General features: G+C 38.7%; 15 protein-coding genes, 1 other RNA gene and 1 riboswitch. Of the genes, 13 read left to right on the forward strand and 3 right to left on the reverse strand.

All coding sequences use genetic code 11. The features are described from left to right. Positions 1–83: 83 nt before the first annotated feature. Positions 84–2,072, forward strand: coding sequence for a methionine--tRNA ligase (metG, locus tag J0J35_RS00785; RefSeq protein WP_206917105.1), 1,989 nt, complete (start codon positions 84–86; stop codon positions 2,070–2,072). A 26-nt stretch (positions 2,073–2,098) separates the two neighbouring features. Here the strand turns inward: metG and J0J35_RS00790 are convergent, their stop codons facing one another. Further along, positions 2,099–2,950: an SDR family NAD(P)-dependent oxidoreductase gene (locus tag J0J35_RS00790; RefSeq protein ID WP_206917107.1), complete on the reverse strand. Its 852-nt coding sequence runs from the start codon at positions 2,948–2,950 to the stop codon at positions 2,099–2,101. A 142-nt stretch (positions 2,951–3,092) separates the two neighbouring features. Here J0J35_RS00790 and J0J35_RS00795 point away from each other — a divergent pair, with 142 nt between their 5' ends. The 3 genes from J0J35_RS00795 to J0J35_RS00805 all read left to right on the forward strand — a co-directional run bounded on the left by J0J35_RS00795 (position 3,093) and on the right by J0J35_RS00805 (position 4,718). Next, a complete protein-coding gene (locus tag J0J35_RS00795; protein WP_004258747.1) occupies positions 3,093–3,332 on the forward strand; it encodes a DUF2829 domain-containing protein in 240 nt (79 codons plus the stop codon). Then, complete coding sequence (locus J0J35_RS00800) at positions 3,325–4,044, forward strand: 3-oxoacyl-ACP reductase (protein ID WP_019335670.1); 720 nt, start codon at positions 3,325–3,327, stop codon at positions 4,042–4,044. Before J0J35_RS00795 ends, J0J35_RS00800 begins: the two co-directional genes overlap by 8 nt. A gap of 62 nt (positions 4,045–4,106) precedes the next feature. Next, positions 4,107–4,210: riboswitch (PreQ1 riboswitch) on the forward strand. Continuing rightward, the gene (locus tag J0J35_RS00805; protein ID WP_019293781.1) at positions 4,209–4,718 is read left to right on the forward strand and encodes a QueT transporter family protein; all 510 of its coding nucleotides are present in this window, start codon (positions 4,209–4,211) and stop codon (positions 4,716–4,718) included. (Overlaps the previous riboswitch by 2 nt.) Before the next feature lie 55 nt (positions 4,719–4,773). Here the strand turns inward: J0J35_RS00805 and J0J35_RS00810 are convergent, their stop codons facing one another. After that, positions 4,774–5,559, reverse strand: a complete 786-nt coding sequence (locus J0J35_RS00810; RefSeq protein WP_117517108.1) for a Cof-type HAD-IIB family hydrolase — start codon at positions 5,557–5,559, stop codon at positions 4,774–4,776. 151 nt (positions 5,560–5,710) lie between these two features. On the opposite strand from J0J35_RS00810, the gene J0J35_RS00815 reads away from it, so the two are divergent. The 8 genes from J0J35_RS00815 (at position 5,711) to J0J35_RS00850 (ending at position 14,508) form a co-directional block, all read left to right on the forward strand. Continuing rightward, positions 5,711–6,493: an ankyrin repeat domain-containing protein gene (locus J0J35_RS00815; protein WP_206917108.1), complete on the forward strand. Its 783-nt coding sequence runs from the start codon at positions 5,711–5,713 to the stop codon at positions 6,491–6,493. Between the two features lie 118 nt (positions 6,494–6,611). Further along, positions 6,612–7,037 (forward strand): universal stress protein, encoded by a 426-nt coding sequence (locus J0J35_RS00820; RefSeq protein WP_019293778.1) that lies wholly within the window; start codon positions 6,612–6,614, stop codon positions 7,035–7,037. 127 nt (positions 7,038–7,164) lie between these two features. Next, on the forward strand, positions 7,165–9,528 hold the full coding sequence (locus J0J35_RS00825) for a DNA translocase FtsK (RefSeq protein ID WP_206917110.1): 2,364 nt from the start codon (positions 7,165–7,167) through the stop codon (positions 9,526–9,528). After that, positions 9,525–10,526, forward strand: coding sequence for a DNA polymerase III subunit delta (holA, locus tag J0J35_RS00830; protein WP_206888376.1), 1,002 nt, complete (start codon positions 9,525–9,527; stop codon positions 10,524–10,526). Before J0J35_RS00825 ends, holA begins: the two co-directional genes overlap by 4 nt. A 112-nt stretch (positions 10,527–10,638) precedes the next feature. Beyond that, positions 10,639–11,028, forward strand: a complete 390-nt coding sequence (locus J0J35_RS00835) for a DivIVA domain-containing protein (protein WP_004258719.1) — start codon at positions 10,639–10,641, stop codon at positions 11,026–11,028. 35 nt (positions 11,029–11,063) lie between these two features. Beyond that, positions 11,064–11,427: RNase P RNA component class B (gene rnpB / locus J0J35_RS00840), an RNA gene on the forward strand. 57 nt (positions 11,428–11,484) lie between these two features. After that, positions 11,485–12,642, forward strand: a complete 1,158-nt coding sequence (locus J0J35_RS00845; RefSeq protein WP_019293774.1) for a class I SAM-dependent RNA methyltransferase — start codon at positions 11,485–11,487, stop codon at positions 12,640–12,642. A 21-nt stretch (positions 12,643–12,663) separates the two neighbouring features. After that, positions 12,664–14,508 (forward strand): cell division site-positioning protein MapZ family protein, encoded by a 1,845-nt coding sequence (locus tag J0J35_RS00850; RefSeq protein ID WP_206917113.1) that lies wholly within the window; start codon positions 12,664–12,666, stop codon positions 14,506–14,508. Positions 14,509–14,562: 54 nt separating this feature from the next. Here the strand turns inward: J0J35_RS00850 and J0J35_RS00855 are convergent, their stop codons facing one another. Beyond that, complete coding sequence (locus tag J0J35_RS00855; protein ID WP_117517096.1) at positions 14,563–15,306, reverse strand: MurR/RpiR family transcriptional regulator; 744 nt, start codon at positions 15,304–15,306, stop codon at positions 14,563–14,565. Between the two features lie 139 nt (positions 15,307–15,445). Between J0J35_RS00855 and gnd the strand changes: the two genes are divergently transcribed. Then, entirely contained in the window at positions 15,446–16,360 is a 915-nt protein-coding gene (gene gnd / locus J0J35_RS00860; RefSeq protein ID WP_019293771.1) for a phosphogluconate dehydrogenase (NAD(+)-dependent, decarboxylating), read from the forward strand. Positions 16,361–16,365 lie beyond the last annotated feature (5 nt).

Raw genomic sequence — 16,365 nt, forward strand, 5'->3', positions numbered from 1 at the left:
ATAGAAACAAGGCTTTTTTCAATCTACAATTGGAAAAATACTAATCAAGTGGCTTTCATTAGGGCACGAATTAGGAGAAAAAAATGACTGAAAACAAAAACTTTTATATCACAACGCCGATTTACTATCCCTCAGGGAAATTACATCTCGGTTCAAGCTACACAACGATTGCTTGTGATGTTCTCGCACGTTACAAACGTTTGATGGGCTTTGATACGTTTTATTTAACAGGCCTTGATGAACACGGCATGAAAATTCAACGTAAGGCTGAAGAGTTGGGAATGACACCTAAAGAATATTTGGACCCAATGGCGGAAGATGTTAAAGAACTGTGGAAAATGTTGGATATTTCTTATGACAAATTTATCCGTACTACAGATAAATATCATGAAGAAGCCGTTCAAAAGGCATTTGAACAACTTCTAGCACAAGACGATATCTACTTGGATAAATATGCGGGTTGGTATTCTGTTTCTGATGAAGAGTTCTTTACGGAGACACAGTTGGAAGAAGTTTACCATGATGCAGATGGTAAAGTCATTGGTGGTAAAGCACCATCAGGGCACGAAGTAGAATGGGTCGAAGAAGAGTCATATTTCTTCCGTATGAGCAAGTATGCGGACTGGCTCTTAAGTTATTATGAATCACATCCAGATTTTATCCAACCTGAGATTCGCAAAAATGAGATGATCAACAATTTCATCAAACCGGGCTTGGAAGACTTGGCTGTGAGTCGTACGACCTTCACTTGGGGGATCCCTGTAAAGTCTAATCCGAAACACGTGGTTTATGTTTGGCTTGATGCCTTGCTTAACTATGTAACTGCTTTAGGTTATGGTTCAGATGATACCAGCAAACTGGATAAATTCTGGCCCGGTGTGAATATGGTCGGAAAAGAAATCGTACGTTTCCACACTATTTACTGGCCAATCATGCTCCATGCTTTAGGTATGCAACCACCAAAACAAGTCTTTGGTCATGGATGGTTGGTGATGAAAGACGGTAAAATGTCAAAATCTAAAGGAAATGTCGTTTATCCTGATATGTTGGTGAATCGCTATGGTTTAGACCCAGTGCGTTATTATCTCATGCGCGCATTACCTTTTGGTTCTGATGGTGTTTTCTCACCAGAAGACTTTATTGACCGTATCAACTATGATTTGGCAAATGATCTTGGAAACTTACTCAATCGTACAGTTGCAATGGTCAACAAATATAATGGTGGTGTTTTGGTTAAGAATGATGCAACAACAGAATTTGATGCTGCCTTGGAAACAGTCCTTGATGAAACTTTGGAAAAATTCCACACAGCTATGGATAAGTTTGAATTCAATGTTGCTTTAAATGAAGTTTGGGTTCTTATCTCACGTACAAACAAATATATCGATGAAACAGCGCCTTGGGTCCTTGCGAAATCTGAAGATGACAAAGATAAACTTAATAATGTGCTTTATCATTTAGCAGAAAATCTTCGTGTTGTTGCGGCACTCTTGCAACCTTTCATGCGTGCAACAAGCAAGAAGATTTTTGGTCAATTAGGTTTAACTGAAGAAGAGTTTTCTTTAGAAGATTTAGCTTTTGGTTACGAATTTACGCATAAAGTTGTAGAAAAAGGTGAACCTGTCTTCCCTCGTTTGGATAAGGAAGAAGAAGTAGAATACATCAAGTTACAAATGGCTGGTGGAAAACTTCCTGAAAAAGAATGGGTGCCAGAGGATGTTAAACTCAATCTTACTTTACCAGAAATTAAGTTTGATGATTTTGAAAAGATTGAGTTGAAAGTCGCTGAAGTTCTGGAAGTCAGCCGTGTTGAAGGTTCAGATCGTTTGCTTCGCTTTAAGTTAGATGCAGGTGATGAAGAACCACGTCAAATCTTGTCAGGAATTGCCGAATTTTATCCTAACGAACAAGACTTTGTCGGTAAAAAATTACAAATCGTGGCGAATTTAAAACCACGTAAAATGATGAAGAAATATGTCAGTCAAGGGATGATTCTCTCTGCTGAATTTGATGGTAAGTTGCGTGTGCTTGAAGCGCCTGCTGACGTACCTGCCGGATCATTAATCGGGTAATAAAAATAGAGAGCAAGAAGTGCTCTCTATTTTTGTTTTTTACGCTTGCCCATTTGTTTCAATCCGAGATTAAAAAATTTAATATAAAGTTTAGGATGTGCACGCGATGTATGTACCATCATACGGTCCAAAAAGGAGTTGTAATAACGAGCTTGAGCTTTCTTATCTGTTGCTGCTTTATAAAAAACTTGTGCCAAATCCGCAGAAGTCGCTGAACTCCCAAAGTTACCACTGAGTGCTGCGCGTACAGTTTGAACTAAGGGCTGGTAAGGGCTATCGGGATGAAGATTTTTTTCGGCATTTTCCATAGCGATGGTACTCCAGTTGGAAGCAGTACCGCCTGGTTGTACAACGATTGATCGAATGCCAAAAGCTTTAACTTCCGTATCAAGAACATCAGACCATTGTTGCATTGCAGCTTTTGTCGCATGATAAAAAGCTCCTAGCGGCATGTAGACATCACCACCGATACTTGAAATGTTAACGATTCGTCCAAAGTGTTGTTGACGCATGATGGGAAGAACCAGTTGTGTCAATTCTACAGCTCCAAAGAAATTTGTCTCAAATTGTTTGCGAACATTTTCCATGGGAATTTCTTCAGCGGGACCATACTCACCGTAGCCGGCATTATTGATTAACACATCAATTCGTCCTGCATGATTAATGATATGTTGGATAAAGTTTTGGTTACTTTTGCTGTCTGTAACATCAAGTTTTAGTGGGATAATTCCCTCATCAGTGGGGATTTTTTCAACACGACGTGCGCCAGCATAAACCTGCCAACCGCGTTGAGCAAAAGTTTTGGCAGCTTCATAACCCATGCCGTTTGATGCACCGGTGATGATAACAATTTTTTGATTATTTTCTGTATTTTTCATAGCTTCATTCTAGTTGAAGCAAATCATCTTGTCAAGCTGAAACAAAAAATGACAAAATAAAGCACAAAATGTTAAAATTAAAACACTAATTAAAACACTACTAATATAAGAAGAGTGATGCAGTTTCAGAAAGGAATTAAAGATGACATTTGAAGAAATTCTTCCAGAACTTAAAGCAGGGAAAAAAATAGTACGCACAGGCTGGGGAGGCGCAGAAAACTATGTTGCCTTATATGACAGTATTACACTTGATAACGGTGAAAAACTGCAAGTTACACCTTACTTTCTGATTAATGTCACAGGAGAAGGTGAAGGTTTTAGCATGTGGGCGCCTACACCTTGTGACGTATTGGCGACAGACTGGATTTTAGTGAATGACTAATCAAAAATTTAAAGGGAAAAAGGTTCTAGTAACAGGAGCAGCCAGCGGAATTGGTCAAGCCCAAGCGCAGGCTTTTATACAAGCAGGTGCAGAAGTTATTGGCGTGGACTTACAAGAATTCTCTGCAGATTTTAGGACTATCGTCTGTGATGTTTCCTCTCCTGAAAAGGTAGCACAATTAGCCGCACAGGTAGGTGAAATTGATATCTTGCTTAATACAGCAGGTCGGCTCGATGACTATCGGACGATGGAAGACACGGACTTTTCACTTTGGAAAAAAATCCTAGCAACTAATCTTGACAGTATGTTTCTCGTGACCTCTGCCTTTTTGCCTCAAATGAAAAAGCAAAAGTCTGGTGCAATCATCAATATGGCTTCAGTTGCCGGTCTAGTTGCCGGTGGTGGAGGTATTGCCTATACTGCAAGCAAGCATGCTATTGTTGGTTTTACAAAGCAACTTGCCTTAGATGAAGCGCAGCATGGTATCCAAGTTGCCGGTATTGCTCCTGGCGCCATCGATACACCGATGAATGCTAAGGACTTTACTGAAAATAATGGAGAAATGGCAAAATGGGTAGCAAAAGAAACTCCAGCAAAACGCTGGGCAAAACCTCAAGAAGTTGCAGATTTGACCCTATTTCTAGCCAGTCCAGAAAGTTCCTATTTGACGGGGGCAGTGGTTCCTATCGATGGCGGCTGGACAATCAAATAAAAACTCAGTCTTTAAGGCTGAGTTTTTTATACCCCAGAGAAGTCTTTTCATTTTTCAAGAAAATTGATATAATATAAAAGTTGCAAATTATCAGCAATCCTCAGGACTTTTAACCTTTGCCTGAGCATATTACAGGCGGTATTCAGCCGCTAAAGGAGAAAAAATTGAAAAAATCTACTGTTTACGACATGGTGACGATTGCCATTGTTGCTGCTCTTTACGTTGTCCTTACGATGACACCACCACTCAATGCTATTTCTTATGGTCCTATGCAATTTAGGATTTCAGAAATGCTCAACTTTACAGCTTTCTTTAATAAAAAATATATTATTGCTGTGACTATTGGATGTATGATTTCAAACTTCCTCAGCTTTACTTGGGTTGATGTTATCGTGGGTGGCCTGTCAACGCTTATTTTCTTGACTTTAGGAGTGCTACTTTTTGAACGCTATATGAAACAGTACTTTTTCAATGGTCAGCTCAATAAAGCCTTTTTCTACTTTGCAATATTTTTCTCAATCAGTATGGTAACTATCGCTTTGGAAATGCATTTTCTTTTCGGAATGCCTTTCTTCTGGACCTGGTTTACATTAGCTGTGGGTGAATTTGCAAGTTTGCTTATTGGTGCAATTATTATGGATAAACTGGGCAAGCGGATTGATTTGACCAGATAAAATAAGAAAATAAAAAAAAGCAGTGTGTCTAGAGGACGCTCTGCTTTTTTGGTGTCTAAATAAAGTTCCAATGTTTAAAGGCATTCACAATACCTTTTTCTGTATTTTTACTGCTGATAAAATCAGCGATTTCTTTGAGTTCAGGAACCGCGTTACCCATAGCTGTACCATGGTCTGCAGCAGCTAAAAGATGGAGGTCATTTCGTCCATCACCGAAAGCATAGGTTTCCCCCTTAAAGTTGAGGACGTCCTTCACATGTGTAATCCCAGTACCTTTATTGGTCGAGATGTTTGTAATATCGATAGAAGTAGGAGCATTCATAAAGAAATTAAGTTCGGGCATCTGTGCTTTGTAATAATCCACTTGTGACAGTTTATCAGTCAATAACAAGAGCATATTGACTTCTTCTGATTTGTAACCTTCGGGGTCAATCTCGGGAAGTGGCATATGTGTATAAGCATAAGCTTGACGGACAAAATCCGTATGACGATCTACCCAATAGCCCTCTTTGCCATAAAAGGCAAGTGCTTCGTCTTGCTCGATAGCTAACGTGTGTAATTTTTCGATGTTTTCAATTGAAATAGGATCTTTATATATCGTTTGGCCATCTAAAACGATATATTGTCCATTCATAGCAACAGCACCGGTGATGCCAGTGGCTGCCATAATATTGTCAAGCTCAAAATGTCCACGTCCTGTGGCAATAAAGGGAAGGACACCATTACGGCGAATTTCATGGATAGCATCGATGACATCAGGGTCTAGCTGACTCTGTCCGTTAAGTAAAGTTCCGTCAAGGTCAAAAAAGGCTAAAGCCTTGTAAGCGTTTATATTTTTCATAAGTTCATTGTATCACAATAGTTTATTTTATTATTAATAATCTTCTTTTAGTATTATCTATCCTGGATTATTTCAAAACCACTCTAAAAGTTATAAGTCAGAATTTTTTAAATAATATACGATAAATGTTAAGATGAACTTATAGCATAGAATGAAACGAGAGGATGTGGTTGTTTTGAGGAAATATTTGATTCTCTCTGGACTAGCCTTTGTTCTTTTAGTAGGCTGTTCCAAACAAGATAATCAAAGTTCTCATGAAGGCGAAGTTAAACAAAGCACTACGATTTCGACTTCACAAAAGGCAGCATCCACCAACGAAAAGGCAACTTCGAAAAAAGAGGAGGTCAAACCGATGAAAGTTTTAGAGGCTGTAACAGAAAAGAAGAGCTTATCTGAAATTGAAAAAAGTATCAAAGCTAATCAGTCAGATATTAATGAGAGAAATGCACAAGGAGAATCACCTTTACTTATCGCGACTCATGAAAATAATATTGCCCTAGCTCAGCTATTGATAGATAATGGGGCAGATGTTAATTCACAAGATCACATTCAAGATTCGCCTTACCTTTACGCAGCGGCTCAAGGTAAAACCGAAATCCTGCGATATATTTTGCAACACAGTAAACCTAACCAAAAAGTCTATAACCGCTTTGGAGGAAATGCTTTGATTCCAGCAGCTGAAAAAGGACATTTGGAAAATGTAAAAATGTTACTGGAAGACGGTCAAGTGGATATTGATCATCAAAATAATTATGGATATACAGCATTGATTGAAGCAGTGGCATTGAGAGATGGTTCAGCACACTATCAAGAAATCGTGAAGACCCTCTTGCAATATAAAGCAAACACTGAATTACGTGATAACAATAATTTAACGGCCTTAGATTATGCCAAACACCTCGGATATTCAGGTATGATTAACTTATTAAGTTAAATAACATGGATATAAACCAATTCAATGAGAAAAAAGTGATAAAAAACAAAAATTTTAAACTTTTTATTGGACTTTGATATGAAAATATCTTATAATAAAGAAAAAGGAGGCGTTTACAATGAGAGAAAATTACAAAAATATTTTAGTCGCAGTAGATGGATCTGACCAAGCAAATCAAGCTATCCAAGAAGCTATTGAGATTTCTAAAAGAAACCAAGCATCTTTATTTGTAGTACATGCTAAAGATGTTGCGCAGCTTTATGGCACAGCTTACATCATGCCAGCTGTTTTGGAAGAAGCGGAAAAACAATCAACAGAAATTCTTGATGAAGCAGGAAAACTTATTGGTGACAAAGTTGAGTACAAAGCTTTTCAAGTGAGTGGTTCTCCTAAAAAAGAAATCGTTGATTTTGCTGAGGAAAATGATATTGACTTGATTGTTATGGGTTCAACAGGTAAAGGCGCTATTGACCGTGTACTTGTGGGATCAACTGCAAGTTATGTTGTTAACCATGCACCATGTAATGTTATGGTTGTAAAATAATGAAGCAAGATAAAAGTCGAAAGTACAAGCTTTCGGCTTTTTAATGTCTTAAAAGCCAGTATTGAAAGATAAGCCTGTAAAATGTTACAATAAAGAGTAATATTAAGTTTTAGAACAGAGAAATAATATGCCCGCAAAAAGAACAACAAAAAGTAAATCAAAACCAAAAGCGAAGCGTTCAACAGCAAAGAAACCATCGACTAAAAAGTCAAATACTAAATTTTGGACGGCTAATAAAAAAATGGCGGCTTTTTTTGGGAGCTTTATTATCATTTTATTTGCTTTAGCACGTTTGGGCTTATTTGGTGTCTTTTTATATAATGTCACCCGACTGGCTGTAGGATCATTAGCAATCACATTCTTATTAATCGTTTTATTCGTCATGTTTATGACGGTTTTCAAAAAGGATTTCTTTCGTGAAAACAAACGCTTTTTACCAGGGTTAGCTCTCTTTTTCTTTGGACTTCTTCTTGTTTTTCATGCGAGATATGATGTCCTGTCTCCCAATAAAAATGCTTTAGTTTTAGCAATGTCTGATCTGAAAAAAGGACAGGTGACGCATTTTCTTGGCGGTGGTTTTTTAGGAGACTTGTTTTTTGGTCCAGCTAAAGCCCTCTTTTCCGTAATAGGTGTTTATATTATTGTGGGAATTCTGTGGCTTGTCGCATTGTATCTTATGGCACCCGCTTTGATTGCACGGCTACGTATTTTTCTAAAAAAAAATATAAGCGAAACACGTACGCGTATGGCAGATCGTGCTGAAGCAAAACGTGCAGCAGCACTCTTAGAAGAAAAAGCCAAAGCTCAAGAAGAAGCTGAAAGAAACTTACGGGCGATGGAAGCAGAAGAACTTCCTCTCCCAAGTGAACCCCTGTTTGAAGAAAGTACAGCTTCCGACTTTTCCGAAATTCCTATAGCTATTCCTGATACGCCAGTATCACCTACAAAAGAAATGGGGGCTATACAACCGCAAGAGGAAGTAGAGGATGACCAAGAGCCAATCAGTTTTGAACGTTCTGTTGACAACGAGTTTTATCAACTTCCGACGATTGATTTATTGGAAGAAATTCCAACAAAAAATCAAGCGGGAGAACGAGAAAATGTCCGCAAAAATATTCAAATCCTAGAGCGAACATTAGAATCCTTCAAGATTTCGGCATCAGTTGAATCTGCTGTTGTAGGCCCATCCGTTACCAAGTACGAAATTAAATTAGCTACCGGGGTGAAAGTTTCGCGTGTTGTCAACTTATCAGATGATCTAGCTTTAGCGCTGGCAGCAAAGGATGTACGGATTGAGGCACCAATACCTGGGAAATCCCTTATCGGTATCGAAATTCCTAACAGTGAAGTTGCAACCGTTGGTTTCCGAGAACTTTGGGAAAATGCTCAACCCAAAACGAACAGTTTGCTCGAGTTGCCTTTAGGAAAAGCTTTAGACGGTACGATTCGCACCTTTGATATGACACGGATGCCTCACTTACTTGTAGCAGGTTCTACAGGTTCAGGTAAGTCTGTTGCTGTGAACGGTATTATCACGTCTATCCTGATGAAAGCCTTGCCTAGTGAGGTGAAATTCTTGATGGTCGATCCTAAAATGGTTGAACTTTCTGTTTATAACGATATTCCTCATCTTCTTATTCCTGTGGTAACGAATCCTCGTAAAGCATCACGTGCCTTACAAAAGGTGGTAGATGAAATGGAAAACCGCTATGAACTCTTTAGTCAAGCAGGGGTACGTAATATTGCAGGTTATAATGAAAAAATAGAAAAATACAATGCACAGTCGAATGAAAAATATCAAACCTTACCATTAATCGTCGTTATTGTCGATGAGCTCTCTGACTTGATGATGGTAGCTAGTAAGGAAGTTGAAGATGCGATTATCCGTCTTGGACAAAAAGCCCGTGCAGCTGGTATCCATATGATTTTAGCAACGCAACGTCCATCCGTTGATGTCATCTCTGGCTTGATTAAGGCAAATGTTCCTTCACGTGTCGCTTTTGCTGTATCCAGCGGGACGGATTCTCGCACAATCATTGATACAAATGGTGCAGAGAAACTTTTAGGACGGGGGGATATGCTTTTTAAACCCATTGATGAAAATCATCCTGTACGTTTACAAGGCGCCTTCTTATCAGATTCTGATGTTGAGTCAGTCGTGAACTTTATTAAAAATCAATCCCAAGCTGACTATGATGAAAGCTTTGATCCTGGTGAAGCTGAAGAAGACAGCAGCCGTGGCACAGCAGCACCATCAAATTCAGCTGATCCCTTGTTTGAAGAAGCGCGCAATATGGTTATTTCTGCTCAAAAAGCCTCGACGGCCCAGTTGCAACGTGCGCTTAAAGTCGGTTTCAACCGCGCTTCCGATCTGATGAATGAACTGGAGGCAGCAGGTATTGTCGGCCCAGCCAAAGGTACAACACCACGAAAAGTTCTCGTTACAAAAGATGGAGAGTTTTTAGAAGGACAGGAGTTTGACGAAGCATGAGCGCTTTTGAAGAATTAGAAAAAATAAAAAAAGCAGGTCTTCCTCAAATATTGGTACTTTACGGAGAGGAAGAAGATCTTGTTCAAGAACTAAAAAGTCGACTTTTAGAGTATGTCCATTTTGACAGTACAGACTTAGGGCAAGCCTATTTTGACCTGAATAATGCCAATGCAAATCTTGCCTTAGAAGAGCTAGAGAGTTTGCCTTTCTTTGTTGAGCAAAAGCTGGTTATTTTAGAAAATCTCACAAATCTTACAACAGTGAAAAAAGCTGTTTTTGATGAAAAACAGACAGTGCGTTTTGAAAATTTTTTGAATGATCCAGTCGAAACTACACAGCTGATTCTTATTTTACATGGTAAGTTAGACAGTCGACTGAAACTCACGAAAAAGCTAAAAACACAAGCCACTCTGCTCGAAGCACAAGAACTAAAACCTCAAGAGTTAAGTCGAGTTTTTGCCGATACAGGCCTTTCTGGAACTATTCTCCAAAGGATATTTGAAAAATCAAATTTTTCTTTTCCAGTAATCAAACAAAACATCTCCTTGTTAAAAACATATGTGGGAGAACGAACAATTACTCTGGCGGATGTCGAAAAAGTTGTTCCTAAATCTCTCCAAGATAATATTTTTTTGTTGACCGACTTGATTTTGAAGGGTGATGTGAATCAAGCACGTGATTTAGTTCATGATTTGACTTTGCAAGGTGAGGAGTTAATCAAAATATTGGTTATTTTGACAAATTCCTTCCGGCTTTATTATCAGGTAAAACTGATGCAAAATAAAGGTTGGAATGAACAGAAACAAACTTCTTATCTTAAAATTCACCCCTATCGTGTCAAGTTAGCAAATCAGCAAGTACGTAATATGCAGGAAAACTTTCTGGCACAAGCTACATTGTCCCTCATTGAACTTGATTATAAAATAAAAAGCTCAGGAGTAGATGCAAATTATTTGTTTGATTTAGCCTTGATTAAGTTAGCTTTGAAAGACTTATAACAAGCCATTTATCCGGATATTTGCCAGTGGATAATTGACTTGAAAAATTAAAAAATTTCTGCTATGATTAAAGATGATAAAACTTTGATATGAAATGATAAAAGAGGACGATATGGCAACATTTAAATTTACACCTAAAGATATCTATGAAGCTGACTTTGGAACAAAAATGCGTGGTTATGATAAAGAAGAAGTTGACGAGCTCCTCGATGACGTCATTCAAGATTACGAAGCTTTTCAAGCAGAAGTATTGCGCTTGCAAGAAGAAAACGAGTTTTTGAAGAAAAAAATCGTAGAACTTGAATCTCAAGCAAGTCGTCCTAACCAAGCAAATTTGGAAGAAACACAACGTTTGGATAACATGAGCCGCGTGGTTTCAAGCCGAATCAATAAACCAAAAACAGAAATTGGTCAACCAAGTAACTTTGAGCTTCTTAAACGTATTAACCGTTTGGAACAAGCTGTTTTTGGTCCAGGAAGTGCTTCAAGTGAAGAAGCATAAAGCTGACTTCATAATTTAATGAAAAAGAAAAAACAGTTTTTGGATAACTGCGTGATACCTTTGGTATCATGAGGAAAGTCCATGCTCGCACGGGCTGCGATGCCCGTAGTGTTTGTGCTTGGTGAAACAATAAACCAAGGTAGGAGTGTCATGCCTAACGGCTGAAGAAAGTGCTAAGTCTTTTGATATGCATGAGTATTCTGTAAAAGTGCCAAAGAGACGAGGCTTGCTGGAAACGGTAAGATTGGAACGTGGTAAACCCCTCAAGCGAGCAACCCAAACTTATGGTCGGGGCACTTGACTAGCCGAATTGAAGGCGTGGTCGAGGGGGAAGACTATCTTCCCCAGACAGATGGTTATCGACGGTCGCAAGACCTGAACAAAACATGGCTTATAGAAAACTGTATGACACGCTGGGCTAGTCCCAGCTTTTTTTAGAAAGAAACAAAGGAACAAATGAAAAATAATTTTAAGCTGATAGCGACTGCTGCAGCAGGTCTTGAGAGTTTAGTGGCTCGTGAATTACGCAATATGGAAGTCGAAAATGTTACGATTGACGATCGTTCTCGTGTTTTTTTTACAGGAGATACAAGAACAATTGCTCAAGCAAATACTTGGCTTCGTACAGCAGATCGTGTAAAGATTGTTGTGGGTGAATTTAAGGCACGTACTTTTGATGAACTCTTTGAAAATGTATATGCGCTTGATTGGGAAGATTATATTCCTTTTGGTTCAGCCTTTCCTGTAAGTAAAGCAAAGTCTGTGAAATCAACTTTACATAATGAGCCAAGTGTTCAAGGGATTACTAAAAAAGCTATTGTGAAGAAATTGCAAAAAGCCTATCATCGTCCAGAGGGCGTACCTATCCCAGAAAATGGTGCGGGCTTTTCCATCGAGATTGCGATTCATAAAGATAATGCGACGGTAATGATTGATACCACCGGCGATTCACTCTTCAAACGTGGCTATCGTGTTGAAAAAGGTGATGCTCCATTAAAGGAAAACATGGCAGCAGCGATTATTATGTTGACAAACTGGCTGGCAAATCCAAAACGTATGTTTGTTGACCCGACATGTGGTTCAGGAACATTTACGATTGAAGCTGCGATGTTGGCACTTAATATGGCACCCGGTCTTAATCGCAAGTTTGCCTGTGAAGCATGGTCATGGATGAAGCCAGATGTTTTTGAAGAAGTACGCCAAGCCGCAAAACAAGCTATACGTAAAGATTTAGAGCTTGATATTCAAGGCTTCGATATCGATGGTCGAATGATTGAAATTGCAAAAGGAAATGCACTTGCAGCTGGACTTGACCATGTGATAAAATATAAACAGATGCGTCTGCAAGATTTTCATACAGATGCCCTTGATGGGGTTATTGTATCGAACCCGCCATACGGAGAACGTTTGGGAGATGAAGATTCAGTTGCAGGGCTCTATAAAGAGATGGGTGCAACTTTTGCGCCCCTCGAAACTTGGAGCAAATATATTCTGACAAGTGATATTGCTTTTGAAACACATTACGGAGCTAAAGCAACGAAAAAGCGTAAGCTCTATAACGGAACATTGCGTACAGACTTGTATCAATATTTTGGAAAAAGAATAAAAAAATAAGCAAATGCTATGGAGATCTAAATGACAGAAGAAAAAGATAAAGATATCAAAAATTCTGGCGAAAAAGTCTTAAAACTGGGCGATGTCTCAGATTTCACTGTAGGCGAAATTGTAAAAAAAGCGCAAAGGGTAGATAAAGAAAATAGTGAAAGCGAAAGCGTACTTGACAAATACATTCGCCAACATCGTGGAGAGATTGAAGCTGTTAAAAATCAAGCCTTAGAAAAATATATCCAAACTGAGCGTAAGAAAATGGATCAAGAAGAAACTGTTGATCCTAATGAAGAAGTGATTGTGGCTAAAGAAGAAGCTGAAGAAAAGTTAGCTGAGGCGTCAGAGACACAAGATTCAGAAACTGGCACTCAAGAAGCAGAAACAGTTACTCCATCTAAGGAACCAAACTTCAAAGAAAAAAATAAGTCAGAGTTTGATGAAGTAGAAATTGCTGATGATGTACCTCCTGTTGTTCCTGTACCGGTAGAACTTGTCGATAAGGAAAGTGCAGCTGAACAAGCGGAAGAAACAGAAAGTACAGCACAAGATTTCCCAGAGCTTTCCAATCAAGTTCCTGACTCAAAAGAAGAAGTTGCGGAAACAAGCCCTACAGAAGAGCCAGTTTCGACTGTAGACGAGGAGCTGGAAAACTCAATAGAAGCAAATGAAAATGTACAAGATGAGGAAAAAGAAAGTGCACCTATCGAAGAGGCACAGCTTCCACAAGAAGAAGTTGTTGTGCCTCTAGAAAAAGCACCGGTTGCCGGTGAAACTGTGCCAACACCCTTACCTGTTACACCCGTAGTTGAGTCGGAAGCTTCTGCGCAAGAAGAGCAATCAGAGAAAAAGAAAAATAAGAAACCTTTGATTATTGGACTTTGTGCATTGGTCCTTTTGGCTGCAGGAGGCGCTGGTTATGCACTCTATAATCATAATAATAATGAAAAAGTAGTCAATCAAGCAGCTGTGGAAAACAAAGCTAACTTAAATGCTTTTAATAAAGCTTACGACGAATTTTTTACTGACTCAGATCATCAAGTACTGAAGAATTCTAATTTTGATCAATTGTCAGCTTTGAAAAATAAGCTCAAAACTTTAAAAGGAAGCGATTTTGATACCGCAGAAACAAAGGTAAATGCGCTTGAAGCACAAATAAAAGCAGTTGAAAAAGTTAACGCTCTCTTTAATAAATCAGCTATTGTAGATGGTGAACTTAATAAGGAAGCTCAAGTAAAAGCGGCAGTAAGTATACCAGCGGTTCCAAAGACTGAAAATGAGAAACTGAATAAAGTATTGGCTCAAGCAATTAACTTAGCAAAAACACAGCAATCAGAGGCTAAAGCTAAAGAAGAGCAAGCAGCGACGGCTACGCAAAATAATGCAGCTACTCAACCTGGAAATCAAACCTCAGATCAAACTGCAGGAACATCAGCTTCTACTGATACATCAAATGGAACAACAGGAGCCCCAACACATCCGCAAACAGATAAAAATACAGCACAAGGTGGAGCTTCATCTGCCACAGCTGTAGCGGCTGATGGTGCCCAAAATCCGACAGGTGCTACGCCAGATAATTCCAATGCGCGTGTTCAACCCCAAGCTAATCTTAATCCACAAGATCCAGCTTTCACTTGGAATCCTGGAATCAGAGATAAAGTATTGAATATTGCGCGTCAGCGTGGTTATATCTCAGGTAATGATTTTATTCTTTTACCAGTCGCTATTCATACAATGACTTCCGGTTTCATGGCTGGTCAAGTTGCAGGTTATTTCAACTTGTATCGTCCAGACGGCAGTTACCTATTAACAATAAATAATAAAACGGGATATTTCTTCGGAAATGGTAAAGGTTTACCTACCGACTTTGGATAAAATAAAAACTTCTTTGTGGATAACAAAGAAGTTTTTTTATGTCTAAAATTATATCTATTGCTTTTCAAGATTTTGCACAATTCTGGATAGAATTAAATCAATAACTGCGACCTGAAAAGTTCGAGGGGTAACATCATAGTTGTGGTAGCTAGCAGTCGAAGTATTAGTAGAGATATTTATTTTGCTTAAACGCCCTAGGGGACTACTTTTAGCATTTGTTAGAGAAAGAACTGTGGCACCAGTATGATTGGCTTTTTGCGCAGAATTCGTCAGCCGTTTCGTCTGTCCTGATATGGAGACGTAAATAACCAGACTATGGCGATTAAGAATATTAGGCAATAAATCTAGGAGGGTATCATCCGAAACATGAACGGCAGCATAGTCAAATTGATTTAACTTATGGCTGAAGTAAGCAGCAAGAGATTTAGAAGCTTCAACCCCGGCGATATAAATGGTTTTCGATTTAGATATTTCTTGCGCAAATAACCGCACTTTGTCTGTGGTAATATCTGTGGATAAAAAATTGCAAAAGTTTGTAAGCTCCTCTAAAAAGGAAATCTCATGTTTATTACTTGTCAAACTGAGCAGTTTCTTTGTTTCAAATTTAAACTCCGAAAATCCTGAAAATCCTAATTTTTGGCAAAGTCGTATGATTGAAGTTCCTGAAGAATGGAGCTCTACTGCAAGTTGTGTTAGATTATTATCTAAAAGCTCTGGCTGGCTATCCAGCTTTAACAATATGGATTGTTCTGTGTTGGAGAGCTGTGTACTCTGATAATTGTCAATAAATATTCCCATAAAATTATTATAACATGATTGTGGAGAATTCTCCTTTTTTTGGAGAAAGCGTTTACTTTTTCCGTGTTATAATATTTAAGAAGTAAGGAAGATAAATATAATGTTTTTCTTATAATAGCCATATCAAATAGGAGAGAATATGAATTTTGGACTTATCGGGCTTGGTAAAATGGGACTTAACCTTGTAAAAAATGCAGTTGATAAGGGTATGAAAGTGACTGTCTTAGACAACGACGAAGCACAAATCAGAAAAGCAGAACTATATTCTGAGCAAGTGATAAGCTGCTCTACTTTAGAAGAATTCATTGAAGTCATACCACAGCCACGGATTGTTTGGCTGATGTTGCCTGCAGGAAGTATAACAAATAGTATCGTTGAGGAGTTGACTCAAAAGTTATCCGCTGGAGACATCCTTATTGATGGAGGAAATTCATATTATAAAGATAATCTCCAACAAAATGAAAAGCTAAAAGCTAAGAAAATTGATTTCTTTGATGTTGGTACTTCAGGGGGAATGGCTGGTGCACGTTCGGGGGGGAACTTTATGATTGGTGGTGATAGCAAAAAATCTTGGGAAAAATTGGAACCTCTCTTTCAAAAATTGGCCCAAAAAGATGGCTATCTTTATACAGGTCCGCTTGGAAGTGGCCATTATCTTAAAATGATTCATAATGGCATTGAGTATGGCATGATGCAAGCTATTGCAGAAGGCTTTGAGATTTTAGAAGCTTCTGCCTTTGAATACGACTATGAAGCAGTAGCCAAATTATGGAATCATGGGTCAGTTATCCGTTCGTGGCTTATGGAGCTTGCGGAAGAACAATTTGCAAAGGATGCAAAATTAGATCAAATTATAGGGCGAGTCCAAGCCTCGGGAGAAGGAAAGTGGACAGTCGAAGAGAGTCTAGACTTAGAAGTTCCTGCACCTGTAATTGCCATGTCTTTAATGATGCGTAATCGTTCCTTACAGGAAGATAGCATGAGTGGAAAAGTAGTCGCAGCCCTCAGAAATGGTTTTGGTGGACATGCTGTGGAAAATAAAACTAAGGAGTAAGAGAA

It is taken from the genome of Lactococcus sp. LG606 (genome assembly GCF_017309645.1).
GTDB lineage: Bacteria > Bacillota > Bacilli > Lactobacillales > Streptococcaceae > Lactococcus > Lactococcus petauri.

Bases quoted from the DNA above. Each gene is read 5' to 3' on its own strand.
- J0J35_RS00790 (WP_206917107.1), bottom strand. From the start codon at position 2,950: ATGAAAAATACAGAAAATAATCAAAAAATTGTTATCATCACCGGTGCA.
- J0J35_RS00850 (WP_206917113.1), top strand. From the start codon at position 12,664: ATGACAGAAGAAAAAGATAAAGATATCAAAAATTCTGGCGAAAAAGTC.
- J0J35_RS00845 (WP_019293774.1), top strand. From the start codon at position 11,485: ATGAAAAATAATTTTAAGCTGATAGCGACTGCTGCAGCAGGTCTTGAG.
- J0J35_RS00800 (WP_019335670.1), top strand. From the start codon at position 3,325: ATGACTAATCAAAAATTTAAAGGGAAAAAGGTTCTAGTAACAGGAGCA.
- J0J35_RS00820 (WP_019293778.1), top strand. From the start codon at position 6,612: ATGAGAGAAAATTACAAAAATATTTTAGTCGCAGTAGATGGATCTGAC.
- J0J35_RS00825 (WP_206917110.1), top strand. From the start codon at position 7,165: ATGCCCGCAAAAAGAACAACAAAAAGTAAATCAAAACCAAAAGCGAAG.
- J0J35_RS00835 (WP_004258719.1), top strand. From the start codon at position 10,639: ATGGCAACATTTAAATTTACACCTAAAGATATCTATGAAGCTGACTTT.
- J0J35_RS00795 (WP_004258747.1), top strand. From the start codon at position 3,093: ATGACATTTGAAGAAATTCTTCCAGAACTTAAAGCAGGGAAAAAAATA.
- J0J35_RS00815 (WP_206917108.1), top strand. From the start codon at position 5,711: ATGAAACGAGAGGATGTGGTTGTTTTGAGGAAATATTTGATTCTCTCT.
- holA (WP_206888376.1), top strand. From the start codon at position 9,525: ATGAGCGCTTTTGAAGAATTAGAAAAAATAAAAAAAGCAGGTCTTCCT.
- J0J35_RS00810 (WP_117517108.1), bottom strand. From the start codon at position 5,559: ATGAAAAATATAAACGCTTACAAGGCTTTAGCCTTTTTTGACCTTGAC.
- gnd (WP_019293771.1), top strand. From the start codon at position 15,446: ATGAATTTTGGACTTATCGGGCTTGGTAAAATGGGACTTAACCTTGTA.
- J0J35_RS00855 (WP_117517096.1), bottom strand. From the start codon at position 15,306: ATGGGAATATTTATTGACAATTATCAGAGTACACAGCTCTCCAACACA.
- metG (WP_206917105.1), top strand. From the start codon at position 84: ATGACTGAAAACAAAAACTTTTATATCACAACGCCGATTTACTATCCC.